This is a genomic window from Beijerinckia sp. 28-YEA-48 (assembly GCF_900104955.1).
Taxonomy (GTDB): domain Bacteria; phylum Pseudomonadota; class Alphaproteobacteria; order Rhizobiales; family Beijerinckiaceae; genus Terripilifer.
Genome location: NZ_FNSI01000001.1, coordinates 4,145,388 through 4,166,192 on the forward strand (window position 1 = coordinate 4,145,388; position 20,805 = coordinate 4,166,192).

A 20,805-nucleotide genomic window follows, 5' to 3' on the forward strand; every position below is an offset into this window, starting at 1 on the left:
GCGCGCTATGAGCACCCCTTATGGATTTCCGCAGTATGTCATCGACCGGGTGATGGCCAAACGCGGCAAGCTCGCCGTCTATGAACGTTTCGATCCCCGTAAAACCGCTCTGCTCGTCATCGATATGCAGAATTTCTACGTCGGTGAAATTGCCTCCGTCGTGGGGATCATTCCCAACATTAACCGGATGGCGCAGCGCCTGCGCGCGATCGGCGGCCAGGTGTTCTGGGTGGGCATGACCGCGGGCGAGGCCGGCACAAGCCATTGGCCGGTCTATCACGATTATTTTTTCACCCCTGAGAAAGGCGCCAATCACCGCGACCAGCTCTCGCCCGGCCATGCGGGCCACGATTTCCACAGGGATCTCGACATCAAGCCGGAAGACAGCATCGCCTACAAGAGCCGCTTCAGCCCCTTCGTCGAAGGCGCCTCGAACCTGCACGCTACATTACGTGAACGTGGGATCGACAGCCTCATCGTCACCGGCACGGCGACCAACATGTGCTGCGAGAGTGCGGCGCGTGATGCGATGATGCTCGACTACAAGGTCATCATGGTGGCGGATGCCAATGGCGCACGCTATCCCGAGGACCACATGGTCGGCCTCACCTCGTTCTATCAGAGCTTCGGCGACGTGCGCACCACCGATGAAGTGCTGGCCGACGTGCTGCCGGCCAGTGTTTGATGGCTATCTGTAGAGCGCCTTATTTGTAGATTGGCTTATTTGTAGATCGCTTTGGCGCGATCGAACATCTCTTGGATGCGGGAGAAATCTTCCGGCACGAGCGGTTTCGCCTCGGACAATTTCTCCACTTCCGGATCGAGCTTCTCCTTCAGGTCGGAGATGACGATGCCATGGCCGTCGCGGGCATAGACCGCCTGCGCCGTGTCTGAGAAATAGAAATTGGCCAAGAGGCGCGCCGCATTGGGATGCGGCGCGTTGCGGAAGATCCCTACGCCATAGGAACCGTAGGTCACGCCTTCCTCTGGGATCACGTAACGCACCGGCAGCGGCTTGATCTTGGCATAGTCGCCGAGGATCAGCGGAATGTAGATGGGATATTCGCCACGGGCGACGCGCCGGGTCGCTTCGTTATAGTCGCGCACGAAGACAAGCTCCTGCGCCGCGAGCTTTTCGTGGAATTCGGCGCCCCACTTGTCATAGGTCATGTGGAACATGACGCGACCGCCGCCGGAGGCGCGCGGATCGTCGCTCAGGATCTTACCCTTCCATTTCGGATCGAGCAGATCGCGCCAGCCCTTAGGCTGGTCTTCCGGCTTCACCATGCCAGCGTTGATCAGGAAGCCGTAGTTAATGGTGAAGATCGGGATCACCGTATCGTCGGCGCGTGCCGCGAATTCGGGCTTCAGGCGCTTGGCGTCGGGCAGGCCGCCGTGCGGTACCATCGAGTTCTCGACCCGATTGGCGCCCCAGGTCTGGCTCAGGGCATTGTGCGATACGTCGGCCAGGAAACGCCCCGTCGATTGCTCGATGCGCAGGCGCTCGCGCAGCTCCCCGCCGCGGGCCATGAAATATTCGACCTTGATCCCATAGGCTTTTTCGAAAGCATCGCCGATTGCCTTATGGGTATTGGGTGACACATAGCCGGAATAGACGACGACACTGCCCTCTTTCTTGGCAGCAGCCACAACCTTGGCCCATTCGGCATCCGACGGCATTTGCTGCGGCGTTTGCGCCAGCGCCGACGCGCAGAGCGACAACAGGCCAACAGTCATGCCAAAAGTCATGGCGAGAACACGTCTCATCCTATTCCTCCCTTGGGGCCGCGAAGCGCCTTATTTTGCGGTTGGGCCGACCTTTTTACAGATACGGTCCCCTTCGTCTTGAACGTCTGGTAGGTGTTTAATATAAAGTGTTTTATATAAGGGTCCCTTAGTTCACGATGAGGGACCGCGTCAAGGAGCAAGCCAACCGTGCAAGAGCAAATTCCCAGCACGATTTACCTGCTGCATCAAGCCGGCCAGGCGCTGCGCCTGAGGCTTGAAAACGAATTTCGCGGTCTCAACATCACGGGCCTGCAATTCACCATTCTCGGCCTGCTCGATCGCTATTCGGGCCTGTCCTCGGCGGAACTGGCGCGGCGCTTCTTTGTCACGCCACAGACGATGAACCAGATCGTCGCCAATATGTTGCGGCGCGGCCTCATCGAACGATCGGTCAGCGAAGACAATCGCCGCATCCTGAAGATGCGCCTTTCGCCCGTGGGACGCGACATCTTGCAGCAATGCTCTGTGATCTCTGCCCAAGTGGAAGCCGATGTGCTGGAATGGATGGCTCCGGCGGCGCAAGAAGAGTTCCGCAAGACGTTGGCGACATTGCTGCGTACCCTGCGTCCCACGTTGGGCTATACAGACCCGCTGATGATGACCGAAGTTGCCATACCGCCTGAAACAGAAGCCTCCGAAACAGAAGGCGAAACCGAGGGACTCGATCAAGACCGGCCGGAGCGGGCGGCCAGCTGATCGCGAAAGGTCGCGACAAGACTTGTAACAACGCTTCAGATCACATTTGATCTAGCGCAAAAGGCGGCTCCAGCGTAGGGAGACCGCATAAATGTGGATGGAACACGTCTTAGGAGTAAACTGATGTTGCGCGTGAAAAGCCCCCAGGATTTCTGGGCTGGCGTTCTCTTCATCGCTTTCGGCGCCTTAGCGCTTATCCTAGGCCAGAGCTATGCGTTCGGCACGGTGACCCGCATGGGGCCGGGCTTTCTGCCGACCGTGCTGGCTTGGATCATGGTCGCCCTTGGCGCCATCATCCTTCTCCGTGGCCTCTCCGTTGACGGCGATGCCATTGCCCGCGGCAAGCTGCGGCCACAATTCTTCATCCTGCTCGCCATCGTGCTGTTCGGCCTTCTGATCGAACGAGTCGGTTTGGCGCCGACGATCTTCATCGTCACCCTGGTCGCCTCCATGGCCAGCACTGAGATTCGTTGGAAAGAGGCCGTCTTACTGGGTATCGGCGCCGCCATTTTCTCCGTTCTGTTGTTTATCACATTGCTGGGCCAGGCCATGCCGGCATGGACCTGGAGCTTCTAAGCATGGATATGTTTGCCAACCTCGCCACTGGCTTCGGCGCTGCCGTCACGCCCGCGAACCTTATGTTCTGCCTGATCGGCTGTTTGCTCGGCACGCTGATCGGCGTTCTGCCCGGCATCGGCCCGATCGCGACAATCGCCATGCTGTTGCCGATCACCTTCGGCCTCGATCCACTGTCGTCGCTGATCATGCTCGCCGGCATCTATTACGGCGCGCAATATGGTGGCTCGACGACGGCCATTCTGGTGAACCTGCCTGGTGAAACCTCATCCGTCATAACGTGTATCGACGGCTACCAGATGGCGCGACGTGGACGCGCCGGCGCCGCTCTGACCATTGCCGCGCTCGGCTCGTTCTTCGCCGGTTGCGTCGGCACGCTGGTGATCGCGGCTTTCGCGCCGGTGCTGGCAGGCTTCGCCGAAAAGTTCCGATCGCCGGAATATTTCTCGCTGATGCTGTTCGGCCTGGTCGCCGCCGTGGTTCTCGCGCACGGCTCGGTTGTCAAAGCCGTGGCGATGGTCATTCTCGGCCTACTCTTTGGCCTTGTCGGCACCGATACCCAAGCCGGCGTGACGCGCTACACCTTCGGCGTGTCCGAACTCTATGACGGCATCGACTTCGTGCCGCTGGCCATGGGCCTGTTCGGCTTCGCGGAGATGATGAGCAATCTGGAGAAGCGGGTGGAAGACCGCAGCCAGACTCAGAAGATCGACAGTCTCTGGCCAACGCGCGAGGAAGCGAAACTAGCGATGCCGGCAGCGCTGCGCGGCACCATCATCGGCTCCATCCTTGGCATTCTGCCGGGTGGCGGCGCGGTGCTCGCCTCCTTCGCCAGCTATACGCTGGAGAAGAAAGTCTCGAAGTCGCGCGCCATGTTCGGCAAGGGCGCGGTGGAAGGCGTCGCCGGTCCGGAATCGGCCAATAACGCCGGCGCCCAGACCTCGTTCATTCCGCTGCTGACGCTTGGCATTCCCTCGACGCCCGTGATGGCTGTCATGGTCGGCGCGATGATGATCCAAGGCATCGCGCCGGGCACCGCCCTGCTGACGGAGAAACCGAACCTGTTCTGGGGCATGATCGCCTCGATGTGGATCGGCAATCTGATGCTGGTGATCATCAACCTGCCGCTGATCGGCTTGTGGGTCGCGCTGCTGAAAGTTCCTTACCGCCTGCTGTTCCCCTGCATCTTGATCCTGTGCTGTGTCGGCGCCTATGGCATCAGTTCCAGTACGTTCCTGGTCATCATGATGGCGGGCATCGCTCTGCTCGGTTACACGTTCAACAAGCTCGGCTGCGAATGCGCGCCCTTCCTGCTCGGCTTCGTGCTCGGGCCGTTGATGGAAGAAAACCTGCGCCGCTCGATGGTGCTGTCCTTCGGCAACCCGAGCATTTTCGTCGAACGGCCGATCTCGCTGGTGCTGCTGTTGATGTCGGCGGCGTTGGTGCTGATGATCGTGCTGCCCTCGTTCCGCAAGACCCGCGAGGACGCGTTCCAAGAATAGCAAGCAGCTGAAACAAGCAGCCGCTTGATCCAAAAGAAACCCCGGCGCCATCGGCACCGGGGTTTTTGTTTGTCGGCAGGTGATCTTGCCCAGAGCGTGTGGTGGATTGCGGCGTGATCTTAACGCTGATCAAGCTTTGAAGCCTTGGCCCTGGATACCGGATCGCGCTCGGCGCGTCCGGTATGACACCCAGGACTCAATCAATCCAGGCGACGATATCGCATTGCACGAGCTTGCCGCCGTCCATGACCTCCTGGGTCGTCTGGCGCACGGGCCGGTTCGCCGGATCGGGAAACATCTCCGTCCAGAGGCTGTTCAGCACCGCGCGCTGCGATATATCGTGGACGCCGATATTGAGCTTGACGATATTGCCGATGTCGCCGCCGGCCGCCTTCATCACCCCGGGGATGCGCGCGAACATGAGGGCGCTCTGCTCTTCCAAGGTGCCGGGCTCGGATTTCGTATGGTCCATGCCATTGATAATGCCGCTCATCATCAGGTTTCCCATCCGACAGGCGGCGGGAATAGGGTTGCGGTGAGCGAAACCGTCCGCATAAATGCTCTGCCGTTTTGCCATGATTTGTCCTTGGCGATCCTTGAGGCGTCCTTGGGGGTTCCTTGAGGCATTTGCCCGATCTGAGAGCGGCCAGCCTATCGCCACACCACCCCGCTTGTACCGCCTCGCGGTCGCAGCGCGAAAGGCATCCTGACACGCATTTTGAAAGACATTTTGAAAGACTTGGTGCCCATCGACAGATGCGCCGCTTTCCATAATATGGGCAAGAATAGGGGTTCTGACCCCTGGGCAGGAGCAAGAAAAAATGTCGCGTACAGAGATTGCCGGTTTGCAGGTCGATACGGTTCTGGCGGATTTCATCGCTAAAGAGGCCATCACGGGCACGGGGGTGGAACTCGACGCCTTCTGGCAGGGACTGGCAGGCCTCGTCCGCGACCTGGCGCCGCGCAACAAGGCCCTGCTCGCCCATCGCGACGACCTGCAGGCCAAAATCGACCAATGGCACAAGACGCGCGCCGGCAAGCCGATCGACCAGACGGCTTATGTCGCCTTCCTTCAGGAGATCGGCTATCTGCTGCCGGCTCCGGCGGGCAAGTCGGTCGCCACCTCCCATGTCGACGATGAGATCGCCCATATCGCCGGCCCGCAGCTCGTCGTGCCGGTCTCCAATGCCCGCTATGCGCTGAATGCCGCCAATGCACGCTGGGGCTCGCTCTATGACGCGCTCTACGGCACCGACGCCATTCCCGCCGAGGGCGGCGCCGAAGCAGGCAAAGGCTATAATCCTGTGCGCGGCGCCAAGGTCATCGCCAAGGGTCGCGCGATTCTCGACCAGGCCGCGCCGCTCGCCATCGGCTCCCATGCGGAAGCCACGGGCTATAAAGTGGTCAACGGGCAACTGGCCATTGTCATCGAGAACGGCAGCGCGACCGCGCTCGCCAATCCGGCGCAATTCGTCGGCTATACCGGCTCGGCCGACGCGCCAACGTCCGTGCTTTTGGCCCGGAACGGCCTGCATCTCGAGATCGTCATCGATCGTAATCATCTCATCGGCAAGAGCGATGCGGCTGGTGTCGCCGATATCGTCATGGAAGCGGCCATCTCCACCATCATGGACATGGAAGATTCGGTCGCCGCCGTCGATGCGCAAGACAAGACCGAGATCTATCGCAACTGGCTCGGCCTGATGAAGGGCGACCTGACGGCCGATCTCGAAAAGGGCGGCAAGACCATCAAGCGCGCTTTGCACAAGGACCGCAGCTTCACCAAGCCTGCCGGCGGCACGCTCACCCTGCACGGGCGCAGCCTGATGCTGATCCGCAACGTCGGCCATCACATGTATACGGATGCGGTGCTCGATAGCAGCGGCCACGAGATCCCCGAAGGCCTGCTCGATGCGGCCGTCAGCGTGCTGATCGCCAAACACGACATCATCAAGACTGGCGCGCTGCGCAACAGCCGCGCCGGCTCGATCTATATCGTCAAACCGAAGATGCACGGACCCGAGGAAGTCGCCTTCACCAGCGAGATCTTCGCACGTGTTGAAGACATGCTCGGCCTGCCGCGCAACACGGTGAAGATCGGCATCATGGATGAGGAGCGGCGCACGACGATCAATCTCGCCGCCTGCATCCAGGCCGCCGCCGAGCGTGTCGTGTTCATCAACACGGGATTCTTGGACCGCACCGGCGACGAAATCCACACCTCGATGTATGCCGGCCCGATGGTGCGCAAGAACGACATGCGCAACACCGCCTGGATCAAGGCCTATGAGGATAACAATGTCGATGTCGGCCTGGCGCAAGGATTGCGCGGCAAGGCGCAGATCGGCAAGGGCATGTGGGCGATGCCGGATCGGATGGCCGACATGATGGTGCAGAAGATCGGCCACCCCAATGCCGGCGCCAACACCGCCTGGGTGCCCTCGCCGACCGCCGCGACCCTGCACGCCCTGCACTATCTGCAGGTGAATGTGGCGGCCAAGCAGGAGGAGATCGCCAAGCGCGCGCCGGCGAAACTCGCCGACATCCTCACCTTGCCGATCTCGCAGTCGAATTTCGCGCCCGACGCGGTGCAACAGGAAATCGACAACAATGCCCAGGGCATTCTCGGCTATGTGGTGCGCTGGATCGACCAGGGCGTCGGCTGTTCGAAGGTCCCCGACATTCACGATGTCGGCTTGATGGAAGACCGCGCCACCTTGCGCATTTCCAGCCAACATCTCGCCAATTGGCTGCAGCACGGCATCGTCAAACAGGAACAGGTGATGGAGACGATGAAGCGCATGGCCGCGGTGGTGGACCGGCAGAATGCCGGCGATCCGCTCTACAAGCCGATGGCGCCTGGTTACGACGGCGTCGCCTTCAAGGCGGCCTGCGATCTGGTGTTCAAGGGCACGGCGCAGCCCAACGGCTATACCGAATTCATTCTCCACGCCCGCCGGCGCGAGGCCAAAGCGAGCCATTGAGGCAAACGGTTCAGCCCTATCCATCGACTGACGACAAATTGCGCGCGCCATCACCAGTGGCGCGCGTTTCATTGGCAGGCTGCGCCGCCGCTCGGCAATCTGCTGCCGATGATTGCAGCATCGCGATCGAACTGCCTGAATTTTCAGCTGCCGATTCCCATGCAACGCGCAAAACTTAGGCAGAGATTGAGGCCGTCATATTCGGCGATATGAGGCCCCTGAGTTCGACATTTCTTTCTGATTTCATAGACTTAATCTCCCTAAAAAGGCTTGGCACAAAGCTTGCGAATCCCTTGCCGGCAATCCAGCCAGTACAGGGGAGCTTCATGAGTTCAATCACGATCGGCCGCCGCGGCATGCTGGCCGGCATCGTCGGCAGCGCGATGCTGTTGTCAGCGTCTCTACCGGCGTTCGCACAAGAAACCATCAAGGTCGGCGTCCTCCACTCCTTGTCTGGCACGATGGCGATCAGCGAAACGACCCTCAAGGACGTGATGCTGATGCTGATCGACGAACAGAACAAGAAGGGCGGGCTGCTCGGCAAGAAGCTCGAGGCCGTCGTCGTCGATCCGGCGTCGAACTGGCCGCTGTTCGCGGAAAAGGCCCGCGAACTCATCACCCAACAGAAGGTCGCCGCCGTGTTCGGCTGCTGGACCTCGGTGAGCCGTAAATCGGTTCTGCCGGTCTTCAAAGAGCTCAACAGCATCCTCTTCTATCCGGTGCAATATGAAGGCGAGGAGAGCGAGCGCAACGTGTTCTACACCGGCGCCGCGCCGAACCAGCAGGCGATTCCGGCCGTCGACTATCTGATGAGCAAGGATGGTGGTGAAGTGAAGCGCTGGGTGCTCGCTGGCACCGACTATGTCTATCCGCGTACCACCAACAAGATTCTCGAAGCCTATCTGAAGTCCAAGGGCGTCGCCGACGCCGATATCATGATCAACTACACGCCGTTCAGCCATTCCGACTGGCAGACGATCGTGTCCGATATCAAGAAGTTCGGCTCGGCCGGCAAGAAGACGGCGGTGGTCTCGACCATCAACGGCGACGCCAACGTGCCGTTCTACAAGGAACTCGCCAACCAGGGCGTCAAGGCCACCGATATTCCGGTCGTCGCCTTCTCGGTCGGCGAAGAAGAACTGGTTGGCGTCGATACCTCCAACCTCGTCGGTCATCTCGCCGCTTGGAACTATTTCGAGTCGGTCAAGAACCCGGCCAACGAGGAGTTCATCAAGAAATGGCAGGCCTTCACCAAGAATCCGAAGCGCGTCACCAATGATCCGATGGAAGCCCATGTGATCGGCTTCCAGATGTGGGTGAAGGCGGTCGAGAAGGCCGGCACCATCGATGCCGACAAGGTGATCGACGCGCTGCCGGGCACACAAGCGCCGAATCTGACAGGTGGCATGTCGACCATGTTGCCTAACCATCACATCACCAAGCCGGTGATGATCGGTGAAATCCGTAAGGACGGTCAGTTCGACGTGGTGTGGCAGACGAAAGATCTGGTGCCGGGCGACGCCTGGTCGGATTTTCTCGACGGCTCGAAGGATCTGGAAGCCGATTGGGTGACCAAGAAGTGCGGCAACTTCAACGTCAAGACGAACAAGTGCGGCAGCTAATCAGCTGACGCACTTCCGGCGGCCGCCTCTCCTCCTCCCGGCGGCCGCCGGCCCCTTCGATCCCAGGTTTATTGTTCAGTTCAGGCGGCGAAGAGGCCAGTCATGCTGCGAAACGCCCGGCTCCTTGCCGCTTTTTTATCAATGATCTTTCTGGCCGTGCCGCTCGCGCCAAGCATCGCCGCTGACATCAGCCAGGCGACTCTCGAACGGTTGGCGGCAGACGAGTTCAGCGAAACAGCGACCGCCATCGCTGAACTGGCCGCCTCAGGGGCGCCCAATGCACAGGCGATCCTCGACGCGCTCACCTCCGCCCGACTGTTCTTCGATCCCACCACCAAGAAGATTTATATCCGCGCAACCTCCGGCAGCATGAGCGACGCAGCGACGGGCGACGCCGTCACGCCCGCACCGACCGGATTGCAGACCGTGCGCGTGAACAACCGCCTGCGCGGGGCCATCGAAAATGCGCTTGGCACGCTCACCCTGCTGTCGCCCGACCCGGCCCGGCGCCGGGCCGCCGCCGATTCCTTGTTCAAATCACGCGATGTCACCGCTCTGCCAGCGTTGGAGACCGCGCTGAAGGCAGAACAGGATATCGATATCCAGCGCTTGTTCGCCGAAGCTCGCGCCGCCATCTTGTTGGCGCAGCCCGACACGTCCCACGCCGATATCGTCGATTCCATCACGCTCCTAAAAGCGCGAGGCGACATCAGCGCCATCGCGACGTTGCGATCGCTGCCCGACAAGGCCACCCCCGATGTGCGGCAGATGGCCGGCGATGCGATCGCCTCGATCGAACGTCGCCTGAAGATGCTGAGCTATGTCCAGAACGTCTGGTACGGCCTGTCGCTTGGCTCCGTGTTGCTGCTCGCCGCCATCGGGCTTGCCATCACCTTCGGCGTCATGGGCGTCATCAATATGGCCCATGGCGAAATGGTGATGATCGGCGCCTATACGACCTTTGTCGTGCAGGACTTGATCCGCACCCGCGCGCCGCATCTGTTCGACTGGTCGCTGCCGATTGCTTTGCCGCTGGCCTTCGTCGTCGCCGGCCTGATCGGCATCGTCATCGAGCGTGGCATCATCCGCTTTCTCTATGGCCGGCCGCTGGAAACCCTACTCGCCACCTGGGGCGTCAGCCTGATCCTGCAGCAGGCGGTGCGCACGATCTTCGGCCCCAACAACCGCGAGGTCGGTGCGCCATCCTATATGTCGGGCGCCTTCGACTTTTACGGCCTGTCGATCACCTGGGGCCGGATGTGGATCATCGTCTTCACGCTCTGCGTCTTCTTCGCCCTGCTCGCGGCGCTGAAATGGACATCGCTTGGCCTCTACATGCGCGCGGTGACGCAGAACCGGCGCATGGCCGGCGCCATGGGTATTCGCACGCCAATGATCGACGCTTTGACCTTCGGCCTCGGCTCGGGCCTGGCTGGCATTGCCGGCGTGGCGCTGTCGCAGATCGACAATGTTTCGCCCAATCTCGGCCAGAGCTACATCATCGACAGTTTCATGGTCGTGGTCTTCGGTGGTGTCGGCAATCTGTGGGGCACTTTGGTTTCGGCCCTGGCGCTTGGCGTCGCCAATAAGTTTCTCGAGCCCTTCGCTGGCGCGGTGCTCGCCAAGATATTCATTCTCGTCCTCTTGATCCTGTTCATCCAGAAACGCCCACGTGGCCTGTTCGCGCTCAAGGGAAGGGCCGTCGAAGCATGATCACCAAAGCCATCATTTCTCGCTTCGACGGAATGGGCCTGATTTTTCTTGGCGTCATGGCCTTCGTCGCTGTTTTCGTGCCGCTGTCGAACCTGTTCATTCCAGAATCGTCTTTCCTGCACGTGCCGACCTATGTGATGGCGCTGGTCGGCAAATATCTGTGCTACGCGATCCTCGCCATCTCGCTTGATCTCGTCTGGGGCTATTGCGGTATTCTCTCGCTTGGCCATGGCGCTTTCTTTGCGCTCGGCGGCTATGCCATGGGCATGTATCTGATGCGCCAGATCGGCTCGCGCGGCGTCTATGCCAATCCGATCCTGCCCGACTTCATGGTGTTCCTGAACTGGAAGGAACTGCCGTGGTTCTGGTACGGCTTCGACATGTTCCCCTTCGCCCTTTTGATGGTGCTGTTCGTGCCGGGCCTGCTCGCCTTCGTCTTCGGCTGGCTGGCCTTCCGCTCCCGCGTCACCGGCGTTTATCTGTCGATCATCACCCAGGCGCTGACTTATGCGCTGCTGCTGGCCTTCTTCCGCAATGACATGGGCTTTGGCGGCAACAACGGCCTGACCGACTTCAAGGATATTCTCGGCTTCAACGTGCAGGCCCAGGGCACGCGCGCCACGCTGTTCTTCCTGACGTCGCTGTCTCTTATCCTCGTTTATCTGATCAGCCGCTGGATGGTCACCACCTCGTTCGGCAAGGTCATCGTCGCGGTGCGCGATGCCGAAAGCCGGACGCGATTTCTGGGCTACCGCGTCGAACATTTCAAACTTCTGGTGTTCACCGTCTCGGCGGCGATGGCGGGACTGGCCGGCGCGCTTTACGTGCCGCAGGTCGGTATCATCAATCCGTCGGAATTCTCGCCAGCCAATTCGATCGAAGCGGTGATCTGGGTCGCCGTCGGTGGACGCGGCACGTTGGTTGGCGCGGCGGTCGGTGCAGTCCTCGTCAACTTCATGAAATCGACGTTCACCACCGGCTTCCTGGCGCCCTACTGGCTGTTTCTGCTGGGCGCGATTTTCATCGGCGTCACCCTGGCTCTGCCCAAGGGCATCGTCGGAACGCTCAACGATTATGTCGGCAAATGGCGGATACGACCGGCCCGCGAAGCTACCGTTCCCCGATTGGCGGAGTAAAGCCATGGCCCCCGATAAACCACGCGAAACCCAGGCTCTCCTCTATCTCGACGGCGTCAGCGTCAGCTTCGACGGCTATAAAGCCATTCGTGGTCTGTCGCTTTATATCGAGCGCGGCGAGATGCGGGCGATCATCGGCCCCAATGGCGCCGGTAAAACGACGATGATGGATATCGTCACCGGCAAGACACGGCCGGACGAAGGCGAAGTGCTTTTCGACAGCGGCAAATACGATCTGACCAAGCTGGACGAAACCGCCATTGCGGAACTCGGCATCGGCCGCAAGTTTCAAAAACCCACCGTCTTCGAAATGCATACGGTGGCCGACAATATTCTCCTTGCCCTGAAAGGACCTCGCACGGCCACCGCTTCGCTGTTTGGCTGGCGCAACCGGGAGCATCGCGACGAGATCGACGCCATTCTGACGACCACCGGTCTGATCGACCATCGCGACCGGCCGGCCGGCGTGATCTCGCACGGGCAGAAGCAATGGCTCGAAATCGGCATGCTGCTGGCGCAGGACCCGGCCATCCTCTTGGTCGACGAGCCGGTGGCGGGCATGACCGACCATGAGACCGAATTGACGGCCGAACTGCTCACGCAGATCAACAAGGATCATTCGGTCATCGTCGTCGAACACGACATGGCTTTCGTGCGCGCGCTGAACTGCAAGGTCACCTGCCTGCACGAAGGCTCGGTACTCTCGGAAGGCTCAATCGACAAGGTGGCGGGCGACGAGCGGGTGATCGAAGTCTATCTCGGTCGTTGAGGAAGGTTTAGGAAAATGCTGACGGTAGAGTCCATCGATCTCTCCTACGGCGCGGCGAAGGTGCTGCGTTCAGTGACGGTCGCGGCTGAGACTGGCCAGGTCACCTGCGTGCTCGGGCGCAACGGCGTCGGTAAAACCTCGCTGTTGCGGGCCATCGTCGGCCAGCAGTCGATCGGCGCTGGGCGCATCACGCTCGATGGCGCCGATATCTCCCGCCTGACGCCCTATGACCGCTCGCGCCGGGGCATCGGCTATGTGCCGCAGGGCCGGGAAATCTTTCCGCTGCTCAGCGTGAAGGAGAATCTCGAAACCGGCTTTGCCGGCGTGGCGCGGGCCGAGCGCTATATTCCCGATGAAATCTTCGAGCTTTTTCCGGTGCTCGGCCAGATGATGCACCGGCGCGGCGGCGACCTCTCCGGCGGGCAGCAGCAGCAGCTCGCCATCGGTCGGGCGTTGGTGACGCGACCGAAGCTTTTGGTGCTCGATGAGCCGACGGAAGGCATTCAGCCCTCGGTGATCAAGGATATCGGCCGCGCGATTGACTATCTGCGCCGGAGCGGAAAGATGGCCATCCTGCTTGTCGAGCAATATTTCGATTTCGCCCGCGAACTGGCCGACCGTTTTGTTGTCATGGAGCGTGGGGAAGTGGTGATGGCCGGCGGCGCCGCCGAGCTTGAGGGGGATAATGTCCGCAAGCGGATCGCGATCTGAAGCGGAACAAACGGTCGACTCTCTCCCTGGTGTCGGCGCCCAAGGGCGCATCGACCGCTCCGTCCGAACAGGAATGGCACGACCGTCCGCGACCGCCTCGGAAAAGAAGGCGCGTTTCGCATAGGGTTTCCGCGTGAGCTGCTGAACCGGCTCGACGCGATCCTCGTCAATGTGGCGGGTGCCGTCACCGGCGGCGATCGCCGCCGGGCTGGCGACCCGGCCTGGGCGCCCGACTCGGCGTTGCCAAACCCATGGTGGCGGTAGAAAATACGCGCTCCGGCATCTCCAAGGCCTCGATGATCCACAATGGCGGGACACCGAAGGTCGAGGTCGACCCGGAAACCTATATCGTGAAGGCGGACGGGGAAGTGCTCGTTTGCGAGCCGGCGAAGGAATTCGCCATGGCGCAGCGATATTTCATGTATTGAGGCATCGGTTAGCGGGACAAGCAACTGGTCTGGAGGCGACGTGATTTATGTGATTTCAACGGCTCAGCTGAAACCCGGCACGCAGGCGCAAGCCCTAGCGGCGGCCAAGCCCTGCCTGATCGAGACCGTGAAGGAAGACGGCTGCCTGTCATATGACCTGCATGTCAGCGTCAGCGATCCCGACAAGGTTGTTTTCGTCGAACGCTGGGAGTCGCGCGATCACCTCGCCGCCCATACCCGCACACCGCATTTTCTCGCCTGGCGCGCCGCGGCCGCCGACTTCGTCGCCAGTCGCACCGTCGAAGTGATCGATCCGGCCCAGGTTACAGGAATTTAAAAGTACAGGACGTTAGACTCACATGATCAAAGCGAATTTCATCAGCAACAAAGGCTCTTGGCAGGCCAAGGCCGCCGACACCATCGTCCTCGACTATGATGGCCGGCATCGCCGTCGGGTCGTCATGCACGGCGTGCGCGGCACCGAATTTCTGCTCGACCTGCCCGAGGCGGTGATTCTGCGCAACGGCGATGCCCTGGTGCTCGAAGACGGGCGTTTGGTCGAGATCGTCGCCGCGCCGGAAGAGCTTGCCGAAGTGCGTTGCGGCGACGCCCGACAACTGGCACGCGTGGCCTATCATCTCGGTAACCGCCATGTGAATGTGGAAGTGCTGGCCAATCGCCTGCGCATTCGCCGCGACCATGTGCTGGAAGACATGGTGCGCGGCCTTGGCGCCAAGGTCGCCCATATCGAAGCGCCCTTCGAGCCCGACAGCGGCGCCTATGAGGCGGCGGAAGCCCATGGCCATGGTCATCACGGACATGACCATCATGATCACGGCCACAAGCACGATCACGCGCACCACGACCATAAACACGATCACGATCACAAGCATGGTCATGATCACAAACACGACGATCATCACGATCACAAACATGATCATGCACACGACCATGATCATGATCACAAGCACGGACACGGTCACGGCCATAAACACACGCATGACTGACGCGATCGATCTCGCGCTTAATGCATTTTACAGGTGAGAGAACAGCATGCCGCAGGTTTTGGTCCGCCATCTCGCGGGCGTTTTTACGCGCGAGCAGCAGAACCAGCTGATGGACGATATAGTCGAAGCCTTCGTGCGCGCCGGCGGCGAGGGCATCCGCCCCACTGTCAATGTGACGGTGGAGGAAGTCGCCGACGGCCTGTGGTCGGTCGGCGGCACCAAACTGACGATCGCCGGGATTGAGAAGCGCCGCGCTGAACGCCGTGCGGCAGGCGGCAGTTGATTTTAGATTGAAGCCTGCGGCCCTGGATTGCTTCGCTTCACTCGCAATGACGGGTTCATCATTGCGAGGAGCGCTGCGACGAAGCAATCCAGCCTAGCGATTCAACTTAAAGCCACTCGGCAAAAGTCCGCACGTCGATCTCATTGCTCCAGGCCGCACGCGGCTGGACGTGCAATTGATAATAGGCCTCGGCAATGCCATCGGGCGCGACCAGGCGGTTGTGATCGCTATTTGCCGCGCGGGTGCGGGCTGAATCGATCGGACCGTCAATGGCGATATGGGCGACATGAATGCCCTTGGGGCCGAGATCGCGCGCCGCTGCCTGGCTGAAAGCCCGCAGCCCGCTTTTCGCCACTGCCATGGCGCCATAACCGGCGCCGGCCCGCATCTGCGCCGCCGAGCCGGTGAAGAGAAGCGTGCCGCGTCCGCGCGCGATCATGCTTTTCGCCACGGCCTTCGTCATATGAAACGCCGGCAGGCAGCCGGCCTGCCAGACGGCGGTGAATTCTTCCGCCGTCAGATCGGTCACCGCGGCGATTTTCCAGGCCGCCGAATTGGCGATGGCGACTTCGATCGGCCCTGACTCGCGCTCGACCTTTTCAACCAGGGCCGCGACTGCCGCGCCATCGGTGGCGTCAACGCCATGACAAGAGACGAGAGTGTCGCCGGCAAAGAGTGTAGCGAGACGCTCGCTGTTGCGCGCGGCGGCCGCAACGCGTAGCCCACCAGCCCGAAAACGCCGCACGAGCGAGGCGCCAAGGCCCGCACCGACACCGAGAACGAGCGCGGTTGGCTCCGCCATGGTTTCCTCCTGCTGTTTACAAACTGCGGCGACTTTATCTGACGACGTTGATCATGTCAGCAGCACGCCCCTCGGTGAAACAGGCGAGGTTGTGGGCGACGATCGGCAGGATCTGTTTGGCGAAGACATCGCTCATGCCGCCGATGCGTGGCGTGATGATCACGTTCGGCATGTCCCAGAGCGGGCTTTGATCCGGCGGAGGTTCTTCCTCGAACACGTCGAGGCCGGCGCCACCCAGCGATCCGTCTTGCAGACGCTTCACCAGAACCGCCTCATCGACAACCGGTCCGCGCGCCAGATTAATGAGGATGCCGCCATTTTTCATTGCCAACAGCACGCTATCGTCGATCATATGGCGCGTGCGTTTGCTGAGCGGCACGAGCACGATGAGGAAATCGGCCAGGCCGGCCGCTTCCTGCAATTGCGCGCGCGGCATCAGGCGATCGAAGCCTGGCGCACTGGCGCGTGCATCACTGATGCCAATGACCTGCATGCCAAAAGCCTTGCAGCGCGCCGCCATATCCTCGGCGATGGGGCCGATGCCGATGAGCACCGCCGTCTTGCCGAGCAGCAGTGTCTGCGGCCAGCGCTGCCAGACATGATTGCGCTGGTTGGCCTGCATGGCCGGGAAATTACGAGACAAGGCGATCATGTAGAGGAACGCCAGTTCCGACATCTGCGGGCCGTGAATGCCCCGGCCCGAAGTGATGCGCACATCGGCTTTCAATGCCTTGAGGCCATGCAAATGGTCGACACCGGCGGTGAGCGAACAGATGTAACGCAGATGCGGCATGGCGGCGATGAGATCGTCGGTGACATCATGGGCCAGCGCCACCAGAATTTCCGCCTTGCTGGCAAGCGGCAGCGCCGCAACCGCATTGGACGCCGCCACGATGGAAAGCGCCGGACAGGCTTTGCGGACGTCATCGGCGACGATGTGCACGCCATCTTCAAGAATCAGAACGGACATGGATAAGCCTTTGGAGAGGACAGAGAAATCTAACCCCAACCAGCCCCTCCGAACAGTCGCCCACGATGCGGTGGCGCCGCCGATCGATCTGGCTATAGTTGCCTCATCGATCAGAGGGCGAGCGGAGGGCTTCATGGCGAACAAGATTATCGTGACGATCGCGCCGACCGGGGGCATGGCCAGCAAAAAGCAGAATGCCAATATTCCAACCCAGCCGGCCGAAATCGCCGAGGATGTCTACCGCTGCTACAATGCCGGCGCCAGCGTCGTCGCCGTCCATGCGCGGCGGCCCGACGATGAGGCGACCTGCAATCCCGACATCTATCGCGACATCAACAAGCGCATCCGCGAGAAGTGCAATATCGTCCTCAACAATTCCACTGGTGGTGGCATCAACGGCGATATGGTGCGGGAGGACAATGGCTATCCGGAGATCATCTGGGAGGAGCGGCTGAAGGGCATGGAAGCGGGCGCGGAAATGTGCACGCTCGATGCGACGACCATCATCGCCAGTTTCGAGGGCCGCGAAATCCTGATGCACACCGGGCCCGAGCGCTGTCGTTTCCTCGCCAAGAGCATGATGGATCGCGGCATCAAGCCGGAATGGGAAGTGTTCAGTCCCACGCACCTCCTGCAAGACGTCACATCCTGTATCGAGGCCGGCCTCGACAAGCCGCCTTATTTCATCAATTTCGTTTTAGGCGCTGATCGCGGCTTTCAGGGCGCCATGCCCTATACGCCGAAAGTGCTGTCGCAGATGGTCGAACTGATGCCGAAACAGGCGGTATTCAATGTCAGCGCCATCGGTCCCTCGCAATTGCAGGCCGGTGTCATGTCAATGATGCTCGGCGGCCATGTACGCGTCGGGCTGGAGGACAATCTGTATTATTCGCGCGGGCGGCTCGCCAACAATCTCGAACTGGTCGAGCGCATGGTGCGCATCATCCGCGAAATGGGATTTGAACCAGCGACGCCGGACGAAGCGCGCGAGATCATCGGACTGAAACAAGCGGCCTGATCTCGGGTCGCAGCCACAGCAAGGGCCGCCCTTCGGCGACCCTTCCTCGTTACCTTCCGCGACCGGCAATGCTGTCCAGCAATTCTTCATGGCTGGGAAATTCATCACCGCGCCAGGCCACATGCTGATCCGGGCGGATCAGAACCAGAGGTTTTTCATAGAGCGCCTGCGCTTCTGGCCGGTGTACCGAGAATTTGGTCACGGGCACGCCGATCCGCACAGCGCTTTCTACAAACTTCTCGGCGTCTGCTTCGGCGGCGGAGTTCAAAACGAGCAAGGTATAGTCGGGGCCGAAGCGATCGAAGAGAGAGGCGCCAGGCGCGGTCCCCGGCTCAAGCCAAAGATGAGGCGCGCGTGATCCCGGCACGGCATTGGGCGTATAGATCGCTGAATCCCACGGCGGCGGTAGCGATCCGTCGGCAATGACAATCGGCGAAGTTGCGTAGCGCGCGCCCAGTACGACGCCGAGGGTCCGAAACTCGCGCGACTTCGTTTCGACAATCCGGCTGTTGACCTCGGCGCGCACGGCTTCACCCGCCGGCCCTTCATCCTCCACACTGGCAACAACCAGATTTTTGGATGTCGTCTTCTGATTGGTCGCGGCTTCGGCGATCACAAGTTCATGGACTTGTCGGCGTTCGATTTCGTAGCTCTCAAGAAGCACTTCTCCGCCCCAGCCCTGGAGCAGCGCCGCCATTTTCCAACCGAGATCGATGCCGTCACCAATCCCCATATTCATACCAAAGCCACCATAGGGCGGGTGCAGATGGCAGGCATCCCCAATGAGAAAGAAATTTCGATCGCGATAGCGGTCGGCGATGAGCGCATGGGCCGTCCAATGATCGATTCGCAGAATCTCGGCATCGACCTCGATGCCTGAAACGGCATTGATAAGCGCCTTTGCCTCTGCTTCCGTCGTGATGTGACGCTGAGTGCTGAACGCCCATATGTCGTCAACATCCATCGGCGCCATATTGCCCGGCACATCGGGATTGACCAGCCAGTACATGATGGCGCGCGGCAGCTTGACCCGGTCAACGAGCCCAGGCGCGCGGCAAATGACGATGGTATTGGTGGAGAGATCGCGCTCGCCGCGCATCTCGATGCCCATCAAGCGCCGCAGGTTGCTACCGGCGCCATCGGCGCCGATCAGATAACGGGCGTTGATCGTCTTGGAATGCCCGGCCTCGTCGGTGAAGACTACCCGAACACCGCGCTCATCCTGCGTTGCCGTGTCAAATCGGCAATTGAAGCGCAATGTCACACTGTCGAGCGTCGCCAGATGGGCATGCAATACGGCTTCCAGCTTATATTGCGGGATCCATTGGGCATGTTCGCTATAGATATCCTGCCGTTCCGGCGCGCAGGCGAAGGCATTTTCGAAACGCGTGATCACATGTCCCGACAAACGCGTCGCGAAAACGACATCCGATGGATAGTCGGCGCCAAACGGCGAGGCTTCGAGCAGGTTCTTGGCGATGCCCCAGCGACGCAGATGTTCGCGGGTGCGACTGTGCGTGGTCTTGGCGCGCGGCGAATAGCCAACGCGATCGTTGCGCTCGAGAACAATGCAGGAAACGCCACGCTGGCCAAGTTCGATCGCCGCGGCGAGACCGGAAGGACCAGCGCCAATAATCACCACGTCAAACGTCATCGCACCGTCCCGCTCGCTCATCCTTTGCACCTTCCGCGCTGTTCCTTTGCCGCTATTCCTTTTCGAAACCGGCCATTTGGGCGATGCGGCCGTAGAGTTCGGCTTGCGACTGCAGGAATGTCCCAAACGCGACAGGAGACTGGAGTTCAGTATCAGGATAGACACCGAGGTCGCTAAGCCGGGCGATAAGGTTTGGCTCGCTCAGGACGACATTCATCTCGTCGTTGATCCGTTTGATGATCGCCGGCGGCGTTCCTTTCGGCGCCACGAGGCCAAACCACCCCGATACGTTGAAGCCAGGCAAAGTTTCGCTGATGGCAGGGACTCGTTCGAGGCCGGGAAGACGTTTGGGAGCGCTCACCGCCACGGCGATCAAACTGCCCGATTGCACGTGAGCCTGTACGGCGGGAATGCCGTCGATCATCATGTCGACCACGCCCGTCATCGCATCCATCGCACCCTGGGTCGTCGCGCTATAGGGCACTTGCGTCATGCGGATGCCGGCACTCGATTTCAACAGTTCGGCGGTGAGGTGTGGGACGTTCTTGGTGCCCGAAGTGGCGAAGGAGAGCTTTCCAGGATCGGCCTTGGCGATCGCGATCAGCTCCGGCAGCGTTTTGATGCCGCGCTTCGCATTGACGGCGATCACCATCGGGCTCATGCCGATCAGCGTGATCGGATCGAAATCACGCGCCACGTTAAAGTTCAATGTCTTGAACAAATGCTGGTTGAGCGCCAGCGGCGCTGCCTGGCCGCAGAAGAGAGAATAGCCATCGGGCGCGGCGCGCGCCGCGACCGTGGCGCCCAGGTTGCCGCCAGCTCCGTTTTGATTTTCGATCACCACCTGCTGACCCAGCCGCTGGCCCAGGCGATCGCCAATCAACCGGCAGATGACATCGGGGGCGCTGCCCGCCGAGGCCGCGACAACCATGCGGACATAACGCGTGGGCCATTCCTGAGCCGCCAGCGCGGACGGCAGAACAGCCAAGAACCAGGCCAAGACGACCAGATACAGTCCCTTCACGCCCTTCATGGCTTCCTCCCCTGTTTGGCCCAGTCAGGTTTACGGACACTCGGCCCCTGACAAGCTCGGACAGAAGCATGCATATGTCAAATAATAATATATTATACTTGTTTCATGCATGA

At 60.7% G+C, this 20,805-nt stretch carries 20 protein-coding genes and 1 pseudogene; 15 read left to right on the top strand and 6 right to left on the bottom strand.

Annotated elements, in window-relative coordinates; all coding sequences use genetic code 11:
• Positions 1-7 precede the first annotated feature (7 nt).
• Positions 8-685 (top strand): cysteine hydrolase family protein, encoded by a 678-nt coding sequence (locus BLW50_RS19400; protein ID WP_090709384.1) that lies wholly within the window; start codon positions 8-10, stop codon positions 683-685.
• A 35-nt stretch (positions 686-720) separates the two neighbouring features.
• Here BLW50_RS19400 and BLW50_RS19405 read toward each other — a convergent pair whose 3' ends face one another.
• Positions 721-1,767, bottom strand: coding sequence for an ABC transporter substrate-binding protein (locus tag BLW50_RS19405; RefSeq protein ID WP_090705568.1), 1,047 nt, complete (start codon positions 1,765-1,767; stop codon positions 721-723).
• A gap of 168 nt (positions 1,768-1,935) precedes the next feature.
• On the opposite strand from BLW50_RS19405, the gene BLW50_RS19410 reads away from it, so the two are divergent.
• The 3 genes from BLW50_RS19410 to BLW50_RS19420 all read left to right on the top strand — a co-directional run bounded on the left by BLW50_RS19410 (position 1,936) and on the right by BLW50_RS19420 (position 4,562).
• Positions 1,936-2,484 (top strand): MarR family winged helix-turn-helix transcriptional regulator, encoded by a 549-nt coding sequence (locus BLW50_RS19410; RefSeq protein ID WP_090705570.1) that lies wholly within the window; start codon positions 1,936-1,938, stop codon positions 2,482-2,484.
• A gap of 123 nt (positions 2,485-2,607) precedes the next feature.
• Positions 2,608-3,060: a tripartite tricarboxylate transporter TctB family protein gene (locus tag BLW50_RS19415; protein ID WP_090705573.1), complete on the top strand. Its 453-nt coding sequence runs from the start codon at positions 2,608-2,610 to the stop codon at positions 3,058-3,060.
• Positions 3,061-3,062: 2 nt separating this feature from the next.
• A complete protein-coding gene (locus tag BLW50_RS19420) occupies positions 3,063-4,562 on the top strand; it encodes a tripartite tricarboxylate transporter permease (RefSeq protein WP_090705575.1) in 1,500 nt (499 codons plus the stop codon).
• A 196-nt stretch (positions 4,563-4,758) separates the two neighbouring features.
• On the opposite strand, the gene BLW50_RS19425 is transcribed toward BLW50_RS19420, so the two are convergent.
• Positions 4,759-5,139, bottom strand: coding sequence for a RidA family protein (locus BLW50_RS19425; RefSeq protein WP_090705578.1), 381 nt, complete (start codon positions 5,137-5,139; stop codon positions 4,759-4,761).
• 244 nt (positions 5,140-5,383) lie between these two features.
• Here BLW50_RS19425 and BLW50_RS19430 point away from each other — a divergent pair, with 244 nt between their 5' ends.
• The 10 genes and pseudogenes from BLW50_RS19430 (at position 5,384) to BLW50_RS19475 (ending at position 15,215) form a co-directional block, all read left to right on the top strand.
• On the top strand, positions 5,384-7,546 hold the full coding sequence (locus tag BLW50_RS19430; RefSeq protein ID WP_090705580.1) for a malate synthase G: 2,163 nt from the start codon (positions 5,384-5,386) through the stop codon (positions 7,544-7,546).
• Positions 7,547-7,929: 383 nt separating this feature from the next.
• Positions 7,930-9,168 (top strand): urea ABC transporter substrate-binding protein, encoded by a 1,239-nt coding sequence (gene urtA, locus BLW50_RS19435; protein ID WP_244544480.1) that lies wholly within the window; start codon positions 7,930-7,932, stop codon positions 9,166-9,168.
• A 102-nt stretch (positions 9,169-9,270) separates the two neighbouring features.
• Positions 9,271-10,881: an urea ABC transporter permease subunit UrtB gene (gene urtB, locus BLW50_RS19440; protein WP_170850253.1), complete on the top strand. Its 1,611-nt coding sequence runs from the start codon at positions 9,271-9,273 to the stop codon at positions 10,879-10,881.
• Positions 10,878-12,017, top strand: a complete 1,140-nt coding sequence (urtC, locus tag BLW50_RS19445) for an urea ABC transporter permease subunit UrtC (protein WP_090705586.1) — start codon at positions 10,878-10,880, stop codon at positions 12,015-12,017. The genes urtB and urtC overlap by 4 nt, the downstream gene beginning before the upstream one ends.
• 4 nt (positions 12,018-12,021) lie before the next feature.
• On the top strand, positions 12,022-12,786 hold the full coding sequence (gene urtD, locus BLW50_RS19450) for an urea ABC transporter ATP-binding protein UrtD (protein WP_090705589.1): 765 nt from the start codon (positions 12,022-12,024) through the stop codon (positions 12,784-12,786).
• A gap of 15 nt (positions 12,787-12,801) precedes the next feature.
• Positions 12,802-13,497: an urea ABC transporter ATP-binding subunit UrtE gene (gene urtE / locus BLW50_RS19455; RefSeq protein ID WP_090705592.1), complete on the top strand. Its 696-nt coding sequence runs from the start codon at positions 12,802-12,804 to the stop codon at positions 13,495-13,497.
• Positions 13,498-13,715: 218 nt separating this feature from the next.
• Positions 13,716-13,925: pseudogene (gene ureC, locus BLW50_RS19460) on the top strand (urease subunit alpha); the annotation flags it as partial.
• Positions 13,926-13,965: 40 nt separating this feature from the next.
• On the top strand, positions 13,966-14,262 hold the full coding sequence (locus BLW50_RS19465) for a putative quinol monooxygenase (protein ID WP_090705594.1): 297 nt from the start codon (positions 13,966-13,968) through the stop codon (positions 14,260-14,262).
• A 22-nt stretch (positions 14,263-14,284) separates the two neighbouring features.
• Entirely contained in the window at positions 14,285-14,932 is a 648-nt protein-coding gene (locus BLW50_RS19470; RefSeq protein ID WP_090705596.1) for an urease accessory protein UreE, read from the top strand.
• Between the two features lie 46 nt (positions 14,933-14,978).
• On the top strand, positions 14,979-15,215 hold the full coding sequence (locus BLW50_RS19475) for a tautomerase family protein (RefSeq protein WP_090705598.1): 237 nt from the start codon (positions 14,979-14,981) through the stop codon (positions 15,213-15,215).
• Between the two features lie 106 nt (positions 15,216-15,321).
• Here the strand turns inward: BLW50_RS19475 and BLW50_RS19480 are convergent, their stop codons facing one another.
• Both BLW50_RS19480 and BLW50_RS19485 read right to left on the bottom strand, forming a co-directional pair.
• On the bottom strand, positions 15,322-16,017 hold the full coding sequence (locus BLW50_RS19480; RefSeq protein WP_090705600.1) for an SDR family NAD(P)-dependent oxidoreductase: 696 nt from the start codon (positions 16,015-16,017) through the stop codon (positions 15,322-15,324).
• Between the two features lie 34 nt (positions 16,018-16,051).
• Entirely contained in the window at positions 16,052-16,987 is a 936-nt protein-coding gene (locus tag BLW50_RS19485; protein WP_170850254.1) for a D-2-hydroxyacid dehydrogenase, read from the bottom strand.
• Positions 16,988-17,120: 133 nt separating this feature from the next.
• Between BLW50_RS19485 and BLW50_RS19490 the strand changes: the two genes are divergently transcribed.
• Positions 17,121-18,005: a beta-keto acid cleavage family enzyme gene (locus BLW50_RS19490; protein ID WP_090705604.1), complete on the top strand. Its 885-nt coding sequence runs from the start codon at positions 17,121-17,123 to the stop codon at positions 18,003-18,005.
• A 49-nt stretch (positions 18,006-18,054) separates the two neighbouring features.
• Here the strand turns inward: BLW50_RS19490 and BLW50_RS19495 are convergent, their stop codons facing one another.
• Positions 18,055-19,680, bottom strand: a complete 1,626-nt coding sequence (locus tag BLW50_RS19495; protein ID WP_210186102.1) for an FAD-dependent oxidoreductase — start codon at positions 19,678-19,680, stop codon at positions 18,055-18,057.
• Positions 19,681-19,711: 31 nt separating this feature from the next.
• Positions 19,712-20,692 (bottom strand): Bug family tripartite tricarboxylate transporter substrate binding protein, encoded by a 981-nt coding sequence (locus tag BLW50_RS19500; RefSeq protein WP_090705607.1) that lies wholly within the window; start codon positions 20,690-20,692, stop codon positions 19,712-19,714.
• Positions 20,693-20,805 lie beyond the last annotated feature (113 nt).